Annotated in this window: 17 protein-coding genes; 11 read left to right on the top strand and 6 right to left on the bottom strand. The window is 33.5% G+C overall.

The features are described from left to right. Nucleotides 1-10: 10 nt before the first annotated feature. The 8 genes from cydB (at nucleotide 11) to hslU (ending at nucleotide 6,118) form a co-directional block, all read left to right on the top strand. The gene (gene cydB, locus J3U13_RS00760; RefSeq protein ID WP_267339480.1) at nucleotides 11-1,147 is read left to right on the top strand and encodes a cytochrome d ubiquinol oxidase subunit II; all 1,137 of its coding nucleotides are present in this window, start codon (nucleotides 11-13) and stop codon (nucleotides 1,145-1,147) included. 9 nt (nucleotides 1,148-1,156) lie between these two features. Beyond that, the gene (locus J3U13_RS00755) at nucleotides 1,157-1,264 is read left to right on the top strand and encodes a cytochrome bd oxidase small subunit, CydX/CbdX family (RefSeq protein ID WP_267339479.1); all 108 of its coding nucleotides are present in this window, start codon (nucleotides 1,157-1,159) and stop codon (nucleotides 1,262-1,264) included. 182 nt (nucleotides 1,265-1,446) lie between these two features. Continuing rightward, a complete protein-coding gene (gene ybgC, locus J3U13_RS00750; protein ID WP_267339478.1) occupies nucleotides 1,447-1,842 on the top strand; it encodes a tol-pal system-associated acyl-CoA thioesterase in 396 nt (131 codons plus the stop codon). Then, nucleotides 1,843-2,523 carry a protein TolQ gene (gene tolQ, locus J3U13_RS00745; RefSeq protein ID WP_267339477.1) on the top strand — a complete coding sequence of 227 codons (681 nt, stop codon included), beginning with the start codon at nucleotides 1,843-1,845 and terminating at the stop codon, nucleotides 2,521-2,523. A gap of 2 nt (nucleotides 2,524-2,525) precedes the next feature. Continuing rightward, complete coding sequence (gene tolR, locus J3U13_RS00740; RefSeq protein WP_267339476.1) at nucleotides 2,526-2,945, top strand: colicin uptake protein TolR; 420 nt, start codon at nucleotides 2,526-2,528, stop codon at nucleotides 2,943-2,945. A gap of 41 nt (nucleotides 2,946-2,986) precedes the next feature. After that, complete coding sequence (gene tolA / locus J3U13_RS00735) at nucleotides 2,987-4,072, top strand: cell envelope integrity protein TolA (protein ID WP_267339475.1); 1,086 nt, start codon at nucleotides 2,987-2,989, stop codon at nucleotides 4,070-4,072. A gap of 162 nt (nucleotides 4,073-4,234) precedes the next feature. Then, nucleotides 4,235-4,762 carry an ATP-dependent protease subunit HslV gene (gene hslV, locus J3U13_RS00730; protein WP_267339474.1) on the top strand — a complete coding sequence of 176 codons (528 nt, stop codon included), beginning with the start codon at nucleotides 4,235-4,237 and terminating at the stop codon, nucleotides 4,760-4,762. A gap of 27 nt (nucleotides 4,763-4,789) precedes the next feature. Next, nucleotides 4,790-6,118 carry an HslU--HslV peptidase ATPase subunit gene (hslU, locus tag J3U13_RS00725; RefSeq protein WP_267339473.1) on the top strand — a complete coding sequence of 443 codons (1,329 nt, stop codon included), beginning with the start codon at nucleotides 4,790-4,792 and terminating at the stop codon, nucleotides 6,116-6,118. Between the two features lie 83 nt (nucleotides 6,119-6,201). On the opposite strand, the gene asmA is transcribed toward hslU, so the two are convergent. The 3 genes from asmA to mltA form a co-directional block, all read right to left on the bottom strand. Then, nucleotides 6,202-8,094, bottom strand: a complete 1,893-nt coding sequence (gene asmA, locus J3U13_RS00720; protein ID WP_267339472.1) for an outer membrane assembly protein AsmA — start codon at nucleotides 8,092-8,094, stop codon at nucleotides 6,202-6,204. A 36-nt stretch (nucleotides 8,095-8,130) separates the two neighbouring features. Continuing rightward, on the bottom strand, nucleotides 8,131-8,712 hold the full coding sequence (dcd, locus tag J3U13_RS00715) for a dCTP deaminase (protein WP_267339471.1): 582 nt from the start codon (nucleotides 8,710-8,712) through the stop codon (nucleotides 8,131-8,133). A gap of 70 nt (nucleotides 8,713-8,782) precedes the next feature. Then, the gene (gene mltA, locus J3U13_RS00710; protein ID WP_267339470.1) at nucleotides 8,783-9,871 is read right to left on the bottom strand and encodes a murein transglycosylase A; all 1,089 of its coding nucleotides are present in this window, start codon (nucleotides 9,869-9,871) and stop codon (nucleotides 8,783-8,785) included. Between the two features lie 195 nt (nucleotides 9,872-10,066). On the opposite strand from mltA, the gene cycA reads away from it, so the two are divergent. Beyond that, on the top strand, nucleotides 10,067-11,440 hold the full coding sequence (gene cycA / locus J3U13_RS00705; RefSeq protein ID WP_267339469.1) for a D-serine/D-alanine/glycine transporter: 1,374 nt from the start codon (nucleotides 10,067-10,069) through the stop codon (nucleotides 11,438-11,440). A gap of 46 nt (nucleotides 11,441-11,486) precedes the next feature. On the opposite strand, the gene J3U13_RS00700 is transcribed toward cycA, so the two are convergent. After that, nucleotides 11,487-12,509, bottom strand: coding sequence for a TerC/Alx family metal homeostasis membrane protein (locus tag J3U13_RS00700; RefSeq protein WP_267339468.1), 1,023 nt, complete (start codon nucleotides 12,507-12,509; stop codon nucleotides 11,487-11,489). A gap of 183 nt (nucleotides 12,510-12,692) precedes the next feature. On the opposite strand from J3U13_RS00700, the gene dacB reads away from it, so the two are divergent. Then, nucleotides 12,693-14,129, top strand: coding sequence for a serine-type D-Ala-D-Ala carboxypeptidase (dacB, locus tag J3U13_RS00695; RefSeq protein WP_267339467.1), 1,437 nt, complete (start codon nucleotides 12,693-12,695; stop codon nucleotides 14,127-14,129). A gap of 79 nt (nucleotides 14,130-14,208) precedes the next feature. Here dacB and J3U13_RS00690 read toward each other — a convergent pair whose 3' ends face one another. After that, nucleotides 14,209-16,044 carry an ABC transporter ATP-binding protein gene (locus J3U13_RS00690; RefSeq protein WP_267339466.1) on the bottom strand — a complete coding sequence of 612 codons (1,836 nt, stop codon included), beginning with the start codon at nucleotides 16,042-16,044 and terminating at the stop codon, nucleotides 14,209-14,211. Between the two features lie 251 nt (nucleotides 16,045-16,295). Continuing rightward, nucleotides 16,296-16,988, bottom strand: a complete 693-nt coding sequence (locus J3U13_RS00685; protein ID WP_267339465.1) for a LexA family transcriptional regulator — start codon at nucleotides 16,986-16,988, stop codon at nucleotides 16,296-16,298. Nucleotides 16,989-17,629: 641 nt separating this feature from the next. Here J3U13_RS00685 and tatA point away from each other — a divergent pair. Beyond that, a complete protein-coding gene (gene tatA, locus J3U13_RS00680; protein WP_416380321.1) occupies nucleotides 17,630-17,791 on the top strand; it encodes a twin-arginine translocase TatA/TatE family subunit in 162 nt (53 codons plus the stop codon).

The following is a 17,791-nucleotide window of genomic DNA, read 5'->3' as shown; positions in this document are numbered from 1 at the left end:
GAGTTATACAATGATTGATTACGAAATTGTACGCATCATCTGGTGGCTGTTGATTAGTGTTGTTTTAATCGCTTTTGTTGTCACTGATGGTTTTGATATGGGCGTTGGTATTTTATTACCTTTTATCGGAAAAACCGATACTGAACGTCGTATAATGATAAACGCAATTGCCCCTCATTGGGATGGTAACCAAGTTTGGTTAATTACCGGTGGGGCAGGTATCTTTGCTGCTTGGCCTATGGCTTATGCTGTATCCTTTTCTGGTTTTTATATCGCAATGATTTTAGTGCTATGTGCATTATTTTTTAGACCAATTGGATTTGATTACCGTAGTAAGCTAGAAAATACTAAATGGCGGAATATGTGGGATATTGCTATTTTCTTAGGAAGCTTTGTTCCCGCACTTGTGTTTGGGGTAGCGTTTGGAAACTTATTAGAGGGTGTGCCATTTAGATTTGATAATTCTTATCGTGCCTTTTATGAAGGCTCTTTTTTTGGTCTACTTAATCCATTTGCATTATTAGCGGGTATTGTCAGCTTAATGCTTATGGTTGCCCATGGTGGTGCTTGGTTACAAATGAAGACTTCTGGAGAACTTTATCTTAGAGCTAGAAAAGCAACCCAAGTGGCAAGTTTAATTATGTTAATTGCATTCGTATTGGCTGGTGTTTGGGTTATTTTTGGCATTCATGGTTATGAAATTACTAGTATAATTGATTATAACGGTGTTTCTAACCCGTTAAATAAAACTGTATCAACAGATGTTTCTTGGCTAAAAAATTACATGAATTATCCTATTTTATGGGTAGTACCTGCGTTAGGAGTATTGTTGCCCTTGTTTACCATTTTTTGTTCTAGTTTGAATAAAAATGGGTTAGTATTTTTATCATCTTCATTAACTATTACTTGTGTATTATTTACATATGGTATTGCAACATTTCCATTTGTTATTCCATCAAGCATTATGCCAAATGCTAGTTTAACAATTTGGGACGCAAGTTCTAGTCAATTAACCCTGAATATAATGTTGGGTGTAGTGGCAATATTCTTACCAATCATTCTTTTCTATACATCATGGTGTTATATAAAAATGTTTGGGCGGTTAGATAAAAATCATATTGAAAATAATAAACATTCACTTTATTAAGGATTAATTATGTATTATATCTTATGGTTAGTTGGAGTCATTGCAACTTGCATGCTTGCTGTTGTTACTGGACTTTGGGTTGAGAATTCTAGTAATGAAAAAGAAACGAACAAATAGCGAAGTATACAGAAAAATAAATATAAAGGTGGCAAATTGTCACCTTTTTGATTATTAGTCTGAAATGTGATAAATAATTTACAAATGATAATTGTTTTCATTTAACTATTTTTATATCATAGTGTGCGAATTTTATTTTCAAATATAATATTGCTAATTTTTTTGAAATCAGATTTTAGAATATGAAACAATTCAATTGGAATGCAAGGGTTTATTATGAAGACACAGATGCTGGCGGAGTTGTCTACCATGCTCGGTATCTTGCTTTTTATGAACGCGCTAGGACAGAGATGCTAAGACAGCTTGATATTAATCAACATAAGTTGCTACAAGAAGGTATTGCATTTGTTGTTAAAAAGATGGATATTAGCTACGACTTTCCAGCCCGTTTAGATGACACGCTAACTATCAGCACTCAGGTTGAGCAAATTCGTAAGGCGTCTATTATTTTTAAACAGACTATATTAAATCAGAATAAGCAAATTATCAGCAATGCTGATGTAGTTATTGCTTGTGTTAATATGACTAAAATGAAGCCATGTGCGCTTCCAAAGTTATTAGTTTTGGAGTTTATTTAAGTGGAAAATTTGAATATTATTGATCTATTTTTACAGGCAGGACTTTTGGTACAAGGTGTTATGTTATTATTACTAACATTTTCTGTAATGTCTTGGGCTATTATATTCCAACGCAGTAAAATTCTAGGAAAAGCTAAAAAGCAAATTGATCAATTCGAAAATTGTTTCTGGGCATCTGAAGAGTTGAATATTTTGTTTGATAAAGCAAAATACCATAAAGAAGACATTAGTGGTACAGAACATATTTTTTATTCAGGTTTCAAAGAATTCTCTCGTCTTTACCAAATTAATCCTAATATGCCTGAAGCTGCATTAGATGGCGCATCTCGCTCTATGCGTTTGGCAATGAATCGTGAACTCGATAATTTAGAATTACATATTCCTTTTTTAGGTACTGTAGGTTCAATTAGTCCTTATATTGGCTTATTTGGTACTGTATGGGGAATTATGCATGCATTTATCTCTTTAGGGGCAGTAAAACAGGCAACATTGCAAATGGTTGCACCAGGGATTGCTGAAGCTTTAATTGCAACGGCGATTGGTTTATTTGCTGCTATTCCAGCTGTTCTTGCTTATAATCGTTTAACATTACGTGTAAGCCGAATTGAACAGAGTTACCTTAATTTTATTGATGAATTTTCAGCTATTTTACAACGTCAAGCTGTAGCTGTTAGGAAATAATTATGAGTAGACGTTCACGATATTCAACTAAATCTGAAATCAATATAGTTCCTTTGCTTGATGTATTATTAGTGTTGGTGCTTATTTTTATGGCCACAGCGCCAATTATAAGCCAAAGTGTTGAGGTAGATTTACCTGAAGCATCAGAATCAAAAACAGTATCTCCTGCTGATAATAAACCAATAATCATTGAAGTATCTGGTATTGGTGTATATGCTCTCATTATTGATCAAACTCGTCAATCAGATTTACCTCAGGAGCAAATTATTGCTGAGGTAAAACATCAAATTTCAATAAATGAAAAAGCTGTTTTTTTAGTTGGTGGTGCTAAGAATGTTCCTTACGAAGAAATTATAAAAGCGTTAAATTTATTGCAATCCGCAGGCGTTAAATCAGTTGGCTTGATGACTCAACCAATTTAACTAAGCATAATAATACATAAAAAATATCAGCAATGTCTTATATGAGAAATTCAAAATTAAGTATCCCAATTATAATATCGATTATATTACATTTAATATTAATTATTATTCTTGGTTATCAAGCTATGCAAGAAAAAGATAGTGTAGATTATGGTAAAGAGACTGGTAATAGTATAGATGCTATTATGATCGATCCTTCTGTTATGAGTGATCAACATCAGCGACATTTAAAAACAAAAGAGAGCCAGCAACAAGCTGATAAAAAAAGAGAACAGCAGGTAGCAGATCAAGCTAAAGAATTACAAGAAAAACAACTTGCTGAACAACAATATTTAAAAGACTTAACGAAAGAACGGATTAAAATTGCTGAGCAATTAAAACAACAAGAAGCAGAAAGGATAGCCGCGGAAAAAGCGGCAGCAGAGAAAGCGGCAGCAGAAAGAGCAGCCGCGGAAAAAGCGGCAGCAGAGAAAGCGGCAGCAGAAAGAGCAGCAGCAGAAAGAGCAGCCGCGGAAAGAGCAGCCGCGGAAAAAGCAGCCGCGGAAGGAGCAGCAGCAGAAAGAGCAGCAGCAGAAAGAGCAGCCGCGGAAAAAGCGGCGGCAGAGAAAGCGGCAGTAGAAAGGGCAGCCGCGGAAAAAGCGGCAGCAGAGAAAGCGGCAGCAGAGAAAGCGGCGGCAGAGAAAGCGGCAGCTGAGAAAGCGGCAGCAGAAAGGGCAGCCGCGGAAAAAGCAAGACAGAAGGCAGAACAGGCTAAAAAAGATAAAGCGCTTAATGATCTATTAGGCGGGCTGACTTCTGGCTCTCCAAATTCTCCAAGTAATCTAAGTGGAGCAGCGGCAAGCCGTAGAGGTTCATCCGATGATGAACTAGCTAAATACAAAGCATTAGTGACAAATGCTATAAGTAATAAATTTATAAACCCAGCTAACGTTTATAGTGGCAAAAGTTGTGTTTTACAAATTCAAATAGCGCCGGATGGGCTGTTACTTAATGTTGCCGCTAGTGGAGGTGATGATGCTTTATGTCGTGAAGCGGTTGCTGCTACTAAACTTGCAACAATACCAAAACCAGCAATTGGGCTATATGATAAAGTAAAAAAAATGATTGTTGAATTCCAACCAAAATGATATTGAAATTATTTGTATCAAAAATGTTTTGATTTAAGGCATTCTTAATGGAAATAAATTTTCAACATCTTTTAATAGAGATGTTGAAAATCAATTATTCGTCCTCATATATGTTCTATTCATTCCAAATTTAGTTATTTAAAGTAAGAGAAGGAGCAGAATATGACAACAATAGTCAGTGTTCGCCGTGAAGGGCAAGTGGTTATTGGTGGTGATGGTCAAGTTACACTTGGTGAACGCATTATAATGAAAGGTAATGCACGTAAAGTTCGTCGTTTATATAATAATAAAGTAATTGCGGGTTTTGCTGGTGGTACTGCCGATGCTTTTACACTTTTTGAGTTATTTGAACGTAAACTTGAAATGCACCAAGGCCATTTAACTAAGGCCGCTGTCGAATTAGCCAAAGATTGGCGTACAGACAGAATGTTACGCAAATTAGAAGCATTACTTGCTGTTGCTGATGAAAGTGCCTCACTGATTATTACAGGTACTGGTGATGTTATACAACCAGAAGATGATCTTATTGCCATTGGTTCGGGTGGACCTTACGCTCAATCAGCTGCAAGGGCTTTATTAGATAATACATCATTATCTGCACATGATATCGTACAAAAATCTCTATCAATAGCTGGTGACATTTGTGTTTACACCAATAACTTCCAAACTATTGAAGAGCTCAATTACTAATTAAACTGATTTAAGAGAAATACTATTATGTCTGAAATGACTCCTCGCGAAATTGTAAGCGAATTAAACCAACATATTATAGGACAAGATAAAGCAAAACGTTCTGTTGCAATTGCTTTACGTAATCGCTGGCGTCGTATGCAACTTGATGAAGCATTACGTCATGAAGTCACACCGAAAAATATTCTTATGATAGGACCAACGGGTGTTGGTAAAACAGAGATTGCAAGAAGATTAGCTAAACTTGCTAGAGCTCCGTTCATTAAAGTAGAAGCGACAAAATTTACTGAAGTTGGTTATGTAGGAAAAGAAGTAGACTCAATTATTCGAGATCTAACAGACTCTGCTGTTAAGATGATTCGACAAGAAACTATTGAAAGAAATCGTAACAGAGCTCAAGAACTAGCTGAAGAGCGTATTTTAGATGTACTTGTACCACCGGCTAAAGATGGTTGGGGACAAGTTGAAAATAATAATGATTCAACAGCTCGGCAAGCATTTAGAAAAAAATTACGAGAAGGCGCACTTGACGATAAAGAAATTGAAATTGAAGTAGCTGGTGTTAATATTGGTGTTGAAATTATGGCGCCACCGGGTATGGAAGAGATGACCAGCCAACTCCAATCAATGTTTCAAAATTTAGGCGGTCAAAAAACAAAAGCTCGTAAAATGAAGATAAAAGATGCTTTCAAACAGCTTATTGAAGAAGAAGCAGCAAAATTGGTTAATCCTGATGATCTTAAGCATGAAGCAATTGAAGCTGTTGAACAAAATGGTATTGTGTTTATCGATGAAATCGATAAAGTGTGTAAAAGAGGTAATTCTTCTGGGCCAGATGTTTCGCGTGAAGGTGTTCAGCGTGATTTATTACCACTTGTTGAAGGTTGTACTGTTTCAACTAAGCATGGTTCGGTAAAAACCGATCATATTTTATTTATCGCTTCTGGTGCATTCCAAACAGCAAATCCATCAGACTTAATTCCCGAGCTTCAAGGACGTTTACCAATTCGAGTTGAATTACAAGCATTAACAAGCGAAGATTTCGAAAGAATTTTAACTGAACCTAATGCATCATTAACTGTTCAATATAAAGCGTTAATGGCAACTGAAGGTGTTAATATTGACTTCACTCCTGATGGTATTCGTAAAATTGCTGAGTCAGCCTGGCAAGTAAATGAGCAAAATGAAAATATTGGTGCTCGTAGATTGCATACTGTTCTTGAACGTCTAATGGAAGAAGTCTCATTTGATGCAAGTGAACTTAGTGGTAAAACAGTTACTATTGATGCTAAATATGTAAGTGACCATTTAGATAAACTTGTGGCGGATGAGGATCTTAGTAAGTTTATTCTATAGTAAATAGAGTAAAACGGTACTAACAATAAAAAAGGTGAGTTTAACTCACCTTTTTTATTATATTGATTAATTAATTTATCTTATTATTTACTCAATAGATTTTCTAACATATCGACGGCTTTTTGCTTTGAATTCGATTTCGAGTCATCTTTTGAATTTCGATTCTCTAGTTTATTGCGAAATTTATCTAAACTTTCTTGTAACTTATCATTAAAAATATCTTTAATCACTTGACCTAAATCAAGCTGATAATGAAGTTTTGAAAATTCCCCATAAATATGCATTGGTATTACTAGCTTTTGTAGCTTTGCAATAGTTTCGCTTTTTCCGTTCCATCCACCAAGAATTTTAACATTCATGTTAATATCGAGATCTTTTTGAATCATACCAACTCTGCCTGAGCCTTCAACCACTTCAAGGGTTGGTGAAAGCGCATTCAATGTTGTTAATTCTAGATCCCCTTTATTGAAATAGGCAGTCGTACTGATTTTAGAAAATTCTGTATAATTTTTCAGATTTTCAGTTGATGAAACATCTTTGATATATTTAGTTGCAGCATTTTCAATAATATTATTGATATTAATTTTGTTTAATTTTGCGTTGGATATATTGATTGATAAGTTACCTTTTAAGCTTTCTAATAATTTATTTGCGGATAATGTACTTAGCTCTATATCTCCGTTCGCATTAAATAATCCTTCTAAATCATTTGGTGTTTCCATCTGGTTGAAGAATGTATTGAGATCAATATTACTAATTTTTGGAATTAACTTGATTTGAGTATATTTTTGTTTACCATTTGCCATACCGGTAGCAGCTATGTGCCCTTTGGCGAAGTCAGCACTGATATTTTGAATTGTTGCTACTCCATCATTATTGACTAAAGCAACATTGATATTATTGAATATCATATTATTAACATTTAATTTTTTAATGTCTAATTTTGCTTTAGCATTAAAATTATTAAGGAAGTTTAGTTCATTATCGACATTTATAACATTAGATACAACGGGCGGAGTTTGTTGTATTGTAATGTTTTGATTTGTTTTTTTATCTTTGTCTTTCTGTATAAAAGGTGTGAAATTTAATTCATTACTCGCTATCGTTAAATCTATATAAGGTTTTTTATCAAAATTTGCATTAAAAGAGCCTGAAAAATAATTTTCATTAGCAGAAAAAGATAAATCTTTACTCATTAATTGTTTTGAATTGTGATAATAATCAATTACTCCTTTCAAATTGCCTTTCAATTCTTTGGCTGAAAGGTCAATCCCTTTATAAATGTAATTAAATTTCTTTAAATCAATTATGGCTTTTTCTGGAAATAAAGCTAAATCGACATCAGCATTAGCCACATAGGAAAAATCTTGCTGGTTACGGTCGATATTGCCTTTAACATCAATGGCAATTTTTTTATCTGTTTTTTGAGTGATAGCAAGATTAATATTTCTAAAATTAATGAAATCGTCTTTATTTTGTAAAACAACAGTGCTATCAGACACTTCAAGTTTATTTAAAGTGAATGCCCATTTTGATGAGTCTTTTTGCTGCTTAGTTTGGGAAGTTTGATTTTCATCTGTAGTTGTTTGTTGTTGAGCTTTATGTTTGTAAACTTGTCCTTTACTTTCATCGGTAATATTGATAATAGCGGATTTTATAAAAACATTTTTGACCGTTAATTTTTTTGAAAATAAAGGAAACAGTTCTACATCAAGGCGCATATTATCTGCTGTTAAAATTGGTTTTTTGGCATCAATATCTGATAATTTAACTGAATCAGTTAATATGCTAACTTGTGGCCAAATGTGCCATCGTAAATTACCATCAATAGTTAATTCATAACCTGTTTTATCTTTAACGGTATTAGAAATAAATCCTCTATAATTATTAGGATCAACAAAAACAATAAGAGATACAATACCAATGGCAGAAAGTAGGATTAAAATTAAAAGAGTAACTAATATTTTTTTGATCATGTTAATATTCCTTCAGAATAAAAACTACTGGGTGATTTAGTCTTTATCAATACGGCTAGCAACTGCGCCATGTTGATCTTTATATTTTGCATCTTGTCTACTATTATACGGTCTAGCTGCTGGACCCGTTAGTGTTTCAAAGCTAAGTGCTCCTATTGTCATTCCTGGTCTAAGAGCTAATGGTATTTTTCCGGAATTAAAAAACTCTAGCACAATTTGTCCTTGCCAGCCAGGATCGATACGATGGGCTGTAACGTGTACCATAAGCCCAAGTCTGGCAAGGGATGAGCGCCCATCTAACCAGCCAACTAAATCATTAGGAATTGTAACTGATTCCAAAGTCACGGCTAATGCTAACTCACCAGGATGAAGGTAAAATGCATCACCTTCAGATAATACAATTTCATCACTCATCACTTTTTCTAAAACCGCAGATACTTGTTCTTTAGGACCGCTTAAATCAATATAAGGTGTAGTATGTTCCCTAAATGTACGAAATTTATTGCCTAATCTTACATCAATAGTTGCACCATTGATGCAGTTTTGTGCGGGCTGAGGGGTTATTTTTAATTTACCATTTTGTAAATACGTTTCGATATCTCGATCGCATAATCTCATGAGTTATCCTTAATGCAACTTATATTAGTTTATTCTAACAGGTTCTTTTAATGTCGTCGATGTTCGTAAATTAAGGTTTTATCAACCATACTCGTCCATAGTGATTGTAAAAACCAGCTAGTGCGCCTGGTTTTTCACCAATCCCGAGATAAAGATCAAAGTGTTGACCTTTTATAGCTCCCCCTACATCTAGTGCTACCATTAATCGCGTCTCTCTTTTACCTCGATGCTGACCATCTTGATCAAGAAGAGGAACATCGGCTAATATCACTGAGCCAATGGGAATTAATGTCTTATCAGAAGCAACCGATGCATTTGCAATTAAGGGGATGGATGCTGCACCTTTTACTTCTGCATTATATTTTGGTTCAAAAAATACAAAAGAACGATTTTGAATCAGTAATTTTTTAAGATTTTCTTCGCTTTTATTTTCAGACCAATCTTTTATTGCTTGCATTGACAATTCTTCTTTTTTTATTTCACCTTGTTTTACTAACAATTGCCCAATACTTGAGTAGCTATAACCATTTTTACCCGCATAACTGAAAAATACTAAAGGATTGCCATCTTCAAAATCAATATAAGCACTTCCCTGAACTTCCATAATAAAGTTGTCCATTAGAGAGTTACTGTAAGCTATCTCCAACCCTTTATCGGCTAATGCGCCATTATAAATTTGTTCGCGGCTAGGCAATTGCCCTTTAGTTATTGCTGGCATTTTATAAATAGGATATTTGAATTCTAATGTTGGGGTATGTCTTGCTTTGATGACAGGTGTATAATAACCAGTGAAATGTACATTACCATAGCCATCTTGTCCAGCCAACCCATAACTATTTAATCCGACTTTAAGAAGTTCATCGAAATCTAATAAGTTAGTAATCCAGTTATTAATAGCGGTATAAATATGTTCATTTTGACGATACAACTCCGGGGATGAAGATTCAATCTTTGCAATCTGAATAACATAATCGGATATGTTAACAGGATAACTCAAATGGGTAGGTGATACATTAAAAGGTAAGAGCAACTTACCATCGCTGTATTGTTGATCTTGTTTAGTATTTTTATTTAAATTGCTTTGACAGCCAGTTGATACTGATAAGATAATCAAAATAAATAAGACTGATAAATAAAAGCAATGGTTATTTTGTTTCATATTAATCATTTATTATAATAAGTTATAAAGGATAGTTGGTTATGCTACACAATTCTATTATAAGAAACTATAGATAATTATTATGAATCCATAAAAAGTTTTCATAACAATTCAGCTTGCGATTTGATTCTATAGACTTTATAGTCTCATACTCTTTGAATCGGAAAATTGTGAAAATAAAAGGTAATAATAGCAATGAGCATTAAATCCTCTAACCATGATCTAAAGCGAAACCTTTCTAACCGACATATCCAATTAATTGCCATTAGTGGTGCAATCGGTACAGGCTTATTTATGGGGTCAGGTAAAACGATAAGTCTCGCTGGACCTTCGATCGTTTTGGTATATATGGTTATTGGTTTTATCCTGTTTTTTGTTATGCGTGCAATGGGTGAAATACTTCTTTCTAATTTGAAGTATAAATCCTTTAGCGATTTTGCCAATGACCTTTTAGGTCCTTGGGCTGGTTTTTTTACCGGCTGGACTTATTGGTTTTGCTGGGTTATTACCGGAATTGCAGACGTTGTTGCCATTGCGGGGTATTCACAACACTGGTTTCCTGAGTTACAGTCGTGGATACCGATGTTTTTGACGGTTATTTTATTATTAACCTTAAATTTATTGACCGTAAAAATGTTTGGTGAGACAGAATTTTGGTTTTCAATGATTAAAATTGTTGCGATTGTAGGATTAATTGCCATTGGAGTTATGCTAATTTTAATCTCATTTCATTCCACTCAAACTGATACAACAGCAGCATTTTCAAATCTATGGGAATATGGTGGCTTCTTTCCTAATGGTACTATAGGCTTTTTTGCCGGTTTTCAAATTGCAATTTTTGCTTTTGTAGGGATTGAGCTGGTTGGTACTACCGCCGCAGAAACCGTCGATCCAGATAAAAATTTGCCACGAGCAATTAATTCTGTGCCTGCTCGAATTATCTTTTTCTATGTGTTTTCTCTAATCATAATTATGAGTGTTACACCTTGGATATTTATTTCACCAAATAAAAGTCCGTTTGTTGAATTATTTAGCTTAATAGGATTACCGGCTGCGGCAAGCGTTATTAATTTTGTCGTACTGACTTCAGCAGCTTCTTCGGCTAATAGTGGTATTTACTCAACGAGTCGTATGTTATTTGGACTTGCAAAAAAACAAGATGCGCCAGAGCCTTTCGGAAAGTTGTCAAGTCGCTCGGTTCCAGCTAATGGTTTGTGGTTTTCTTGTCTTTGCTTATTTGGTGGAGTGGTATTGATTTATCTTGTGCCTAATGTGATGGAGGCATTTACCATAGTTACGACTATCTCAGCTATTTTATTTATGTTTATTTGGTCAATGATTTTAATTTCCTATATTGCTTATCGTCGTAAGAAAGCAGATTTGCATGAACAATCTAGCTTTAAAATGCCTGGCGGTATTTTGATGTGCTTTGTCTGTTTGGTCTTTTTTGCATTTATGATTGTGTTGCTTACATTAGAGAAAGATACTTGTCAAGCTTTAATTGCAACACCTATTTGGTTTATGATATTGGGTGTAAGTTATTATATTCGTTCATTAAAAAGACAATAATGTAAATTAAATATATTGGCAGGGTCTCCTGCCAATTCCAGTTCAGTTACTCATTATTTTTTTCTGGCCAGATAAAGCTGGCAATAATACCTAGGACTAAAATTCCTAAAACGATATAAAGGCTAAAGGTTGGGCTTATATCAGGTCCGTAACCAAACAGGTGATTACTGGCGTTTAAAGCTAATTTACCAGCAATAAAAAATAGTAAACAGATGACTGCTTTACCAAGATGAACTAAATATTGTCGCATAGCTTCTAAGACAAAATACATCGTTCTCAGTCCTAAAATAGCAAAAATCATGGCACTATAAACAATTAATGGTTCTTGACTAACCGCAATCACCGCTGGGACTGAGTCAAAAGCAAACATAACATCACTGAGTTCAATAACAACAATACATAGAAATAGCGGTGTTGCATAGACGGCACTTTTAGAAATTTTGCCAACTAAATCGTTGTTTTCTGGTTTTGCTAGTTCGGTATCGAGTTGTTTTTGAGTTAATAAAAAAGTGTGCCCTACAATTTTAGGATAAGAAGGAAAAATATGTTTTGCTATGCGAAAGGCGATATGATGGGAGTAATCTTTAATTTCTTCATCTCTATTATGATTTTTTAGCATCATTATTCCCGTAAAAGCAACCATAACTGAGAAAACTAATTCCATCCATGGACCTAAAGATAATAAGCTTGTTCCAATTATTACAAATATTGCTCGGAAAATAATGGCACCAATAACTCCCCAGTAAAGCAAGCGATGACGGTAATTATTGGGGACGGTAAACCATGAAAAAATGGCCATAATAACAAACAGATTATCGACAGATAATGCTTTTTCAAGTATATAACCAGTTATAAATAAACTTGCTGTTGTACTACCATGATGAATATATAGAAATAAAGCAAAACATAATGCAACAGCTATCCAAAAAATTGACCATCCAATTGCATTTTTTAAACTGATAGGTTTATCATTATGGTGAGCATATAAGTCGATAATAATTGCAGTTAGGGATAACCCAACGAATACTAATACTGTTTCTACTGGAAATCCTAATGAGTGTTGAATCATATTTATGACACCTAGTTATAATATTGATACACAGATAATTTGGGAAATTGGAACTGTTTTATATAAACGGTACTATGTAAGTATAAAAGTGATATAGTATATATTGCTAGCTAAATCAAAAAAAGTTATATTTGAAAAAAACCATTGACTATTATAGTTAAATAACATTTTGAGCCAATTTTCATGAATAATATCAGGATAATTATTTTATGTATTCTTCTTTTTCTATCAGGATTATTACATGCACAGTCAATAGAACCTTATTTATCAACGTTACCTAAAGGAAGTGATTTATCTATTTTAGTTCAATCTGTTGGTAGTAATCCGAAAACATTAGCAAAATATAAGAGTGATCAATTTAAACAACCAGCTAGTACTCAAAAAGTTATTACCGCTTTAGCTGCACAGCTTGAATTAGGGGGTGATTTTCGCTTTAAAACTCTTATGAAAACTAATGGTTCAATAAGTAATAAGCAGTTAAATGGGGACCTTATCATACAATTAAGTGGGGATCCTACTTTCTCTAGTGATAGATTAAAAATAATGCTTACTGAACTGCACCAAAAAGGTATTGAAAAAATTGCTGGAAATATCATTTTAGACACTTCAGTCTTTGCCAGTCATGATAAAGCTGCGGGTTGGTCATGGAATAATTTAACCGCTTGTTATAATGCACCTCCCTCAGCTGCAATCATAAACGATAATTGTTTTTATGCAACAGTTATACCAGGAAAGGTGGGCTCTAAAGCATCTGTTTCAGTATCATCTAATATTCCAGTAGTGGTATCTGCTGATATCAAAACGATTTCCACTAATAGTAAAGATTTGAATGATAAATATTGTGAGTTAGATGTGAGTTATTCGGATAAAAATCGTTATTACCTATCAGGATGCATTGCTTCAGGTAATAATAAAATACCATTAAAATTTGCGGTACTTGATGGAGCAGCTTATTTTTCTGCAATTTTAAAAAAAGAGCTTAAATTACAAAAAATCGTTCTTAATGGTAAAATTTTAGAGAAGAATAAAAAAAATAATTCACAACTGATTTTACTCACTTCCAGTCAATCAGTCCCACTTTCTGAAATACTGACTGTTATGCTCAAAAAATCAAATAATTTATATGCAGATGCTATTTTTAGAACTCTTGGGGTACATTATTACAATATAGCAGGGACTTGGCGTAATAGTAGTGATGCAGTCAAACAAATTTTACTAACGAAAGCCGGTATTAATCTTGAAAATTTAGTCATTGTTGATGGATCGGGATTATCCCGATTAAACTTAGTTAGTGCAGACAAATTAATGGAAATATTACAATATATTTCAGCGAATAATGAGCAGTTAGGAATTATTGAAATGCTACCGATTGCTGGAGTTGATGGTACTTTGCAAAATCGTAAAAGTTTTAATCAAATCCCATTTAAGGAAACCATTCGAGCCAAAACGGGTTATATTCAAGGTAGTTATAATCTGGCTGGATTTATTCAAAAGAACAATGGTAAATATTTGGCGTTTGTGCAGTTATTATCAGGATATCATGCTGATACACGAGGAGAACCAAAAAATAGTGCAATAATGCGATTTGAATCAGAGTTTTATAAAAATTTTATTAACTGATTGACTAACTCATCAAGGACACATATTAGTACTTAATCTTATATGTGTCCTATCACTCTTTGTTGTAATAGATTGATGTTTACACATTTTCCCCTAAGAATCCACCACTTTGATGTTTCCATAGTTGAGCGTATAGTCCATTTTTATCGAGCAACTCTTTGTGAGTTCCTTGCTCAATAATTTTACCTTGATCAAGTACAACTAATCTATCCATTGCTGCGATAGTTGATAACCGGTGAGCAATGGCAATAACGGTTTTGCCTTCCATTAAAGTATATAAACTTTCTTGAATTGCTTGTTCAATTTCAGAATCCAGTGCGCTGGTAGCTTCATCCAATAATAGAATGGGAGCATTTTTTAATATTACTCTGGCAATTGCAATGCGCTGCCGTTGTCCACCTGATAATTTTATGCCTCTCTCTCCTACAAATGCGTCATAGCCTGTTCGACCATTTGCATCAACAAGTGTTTGAATAAAGCTATCAGCATGAGCTTTTTTCGCTGCTGTAATCATCTCTTCTTCAGTGGCTTGACTGTTGCTATAGATCAAGTTTTCTCGTACAGAGCGATGTAATAGGGATGTATCTTGAGTTACCATACCAATTTGAGCACGTAAGCTTTCTTGAGTAACAGTTTTGATATCTTGTCCATCAATAATAATTTTACCACTTTGTAAATCATAAAAGCGTAATAATAAATTAATAAGTGTAGATTTCCCTGCTCCAGAACGACCGACTAAACCTATTTTTTCACCTGAATTAATTGTTAAATCCAAATCTTGAATGGTTGACTTTTGTCTGTTGATATCATAATTGAAATTAATGTGTTTAAACTCTATTTTACCTTGCTTAACAATAAGTTCTGTTGCATTTGGTTGATCGTGAGCAGTTTTAGTTGAAGAAAATGTATTGATGCCATCTTTTACTACACCAATATTTTCAAATAGAGCAGCAAGTTCCCACATGATCCAGTGAGAAAAACCATTCAATCGTAATGCGACGGCGGTAGTTGTGGCAATTGCTCCAATGCCAATTAATTGATCGGTCCATAACCATAAAGCAATACCAGTCGTGCAAAGTATCAACGTAATAGATAATATATGGTTTACAATTTCAAAACTGCTGACTAAACGCATTTGCTGATTAACGGTAACTAAAAACTCATCCATTGATTCTTGAGCGTATTTGGCTTCATTACCTGCATGTGAGAACAGTTTAACGGTCATGATATTGGTATAAGCATCGGTGACTCTTCCGGTCATGGTAGAACGCGCGTCTGCCTGCATGCTAGCAACTTTACTTAAGCGTGGAATAAAGTAGTACATCGCAATCCCATAAAGCACACCCCAACCAAGAAAAGGCATTAATAACCAAGGATCTAATTGCCCAATAACAGCCGCCATAGCAATAAATGAAATAAGAACATAGATAAAAATATCCGCGACTAAAAAACAAGTATCTCTAACAGCAAGGGATGTTTGCATCACTTTTGCTGATATTCTCCCAGCAAATTCATCTTGGAAAAAGCGCATACTTTGGTTAAGAACCAATCTATGCAAATTCCAACGCATTCTCATTGGAAAATTTCCGGCGAGACATTGATGTTTAATAATCGTTTGTAAACTAATGATCAGTGTGCTTGCTAAAATTATTATAGCCAGAATAATTAATGTTGTTTTTTCTTGCTGCCAAAATTTAGATGGTTCAGCGTCTGCGAGCCAGTCGACCACTTTACCTAATGCTGCAAATAAAAAAGCTTCGAAAGCACCACTTAATCCACTCAATAAGATTAATAATAGCATAAATATGCGAGTGCCTTTGGTTGACTGCCATATAAAACTAAAAAAGTTTTTAGCCGCCGGTTGAGGAGCATCTTTAGGATAAGGCGACACCAATTTTTCAAAAAATCGATACATAAAAGACCTAATTATTAAAATGATATTTGTTTGGTAAATATATTAGTGATATTGGAATACAAGTTTAGGGTTAATAGATATCAATTATTCTAACATCCAATTTTATGTGAAATTTTAAATAAACATTGCTTAACTATCTACCTATCATGAAATAAGTTATGAATATAAAAAATAGTGAGGAAAGATCTGATTAATATTTCCCCACATCAGCAATTATATATTGAAAAACAGAAGATTTCTATTTATTAAATTTAGAAGACGTCTTTAATTATTTGTACAACACGACCAACGATATTGTACTTATCAAAATGTGCTTTAGGTACTTCAATTGTTGGATATTGATTATTGTTACATATTAAAATCCAACTGCTCAGCGTTAGACGAATTTTTCTTAATAGGGTGAAATTTTCATATTCGATTAAATATATCGCTCCATCAATAATTTCAGTGATATCCGTGTTTATAATAAGTCCATTATTATTTTCAATTTCAGGAGACATTAAATCACCTTTTGCCCAATAGAGAATTAATTTTTTTATGTCTAAACCACGATGGGATGCCCAGCCTTCTACAACTGGGTAATTCATTACTGGCGGTGTTTCACGAATAAAACGTTGATATTGTGCTTCTTCTTTTGTCGGTAATTGTTTTTTATAAACAGGAATACGATATATATTTTCATTATATACATCATCATCATCATCTTTGGGATCAAATACTTCAAGTCTGTAACCTGTTGCAAGCCAGTTAAATGAAACATTACATTTTTCAGCTATTACCTCTAAACGAGTAAGTGAGGGATAAGTTTTTCCTGATAAATAATCCCTGATAACAGTTTCTGACATATCACATTTCTTCGCAAAAGCAGAAACAGATAAACCTTGCATCGAGTTGTATAGTCTGTCTTTGAAGGTTTTGACATTTTTATTTTTGATCATATTCATTTCTGTCTCGTTTTTCTTTTTTCATCCGTTCGCTAATTATAGAGCATATTTTTTAAGTTTTATATACATGGTATTGGGAATAATATGTGTTTAATGTGTTTTTCTTCGGTTTAACGTTTTTTGTGCGAGTTATAATATTGTGAAAAATGTTTTTTTGCGTTTTAAGATAGTTGTACCGATATTTAGAAAAAAATTGATGAATGATATTTTTCGGTTTAAATCTGTTGTTTTGTGTCTTGTTTATGCTATTTTTATGGTTAATAACATTTTTTTATTTTATTTTTGATTTTAATCTAATTAGCGGAATGGCTAAATTTTAGTATCAATTTGATTTAATATTATGATTTTTAATGTTTTATTCTTGTTTTTAATGATTCGTTTTTATAAAACAAAAAAACAAATAAAAACGTTGACTGAAGCGAAAAAAAATGGATAATAAGCAGTGTAAGGATTTTTCATTGTTTTCTTTCCTTATATTCCTTATATTTCATGTTGGCCTGTATAGTTTATACAGGTCTTTTTTTTATTCGTAATCTAGTTATGAAATCCTTTCACAAAAAGAGTATAATGATACCTCATTAAAACTTGCGTCTAAGAAAATGTTTAAATAGATAAGAGTAGTTAAGTAAGAGGGTTTTATTATGTCATTTAGTATCCCACACCTTTTAGTGTTTCTTGCCGTGGTCGTTTTAGTATTTGGTACTAAAAAATTGCGTAATTTAGGTTCAGATCTTGGTTTTGCATTAAAAAGCTTTAAAAAAGCGATGAATGATGATAGTGAATTAAAAAAAGATAATAAGTAG

The sequence above is a fragment of the Gilliamella sp. B2887 genome (genome assembly GCF_026537015.1).
Classification (GTDB): Bacteria; Pseudomonadota; Gammaproteobacteria; order Enterobacterales; family Orbaceae; genus Gilliamella.
This window is presented reverse-complemented; position numbering and strand designations above follow the sequence as displayed.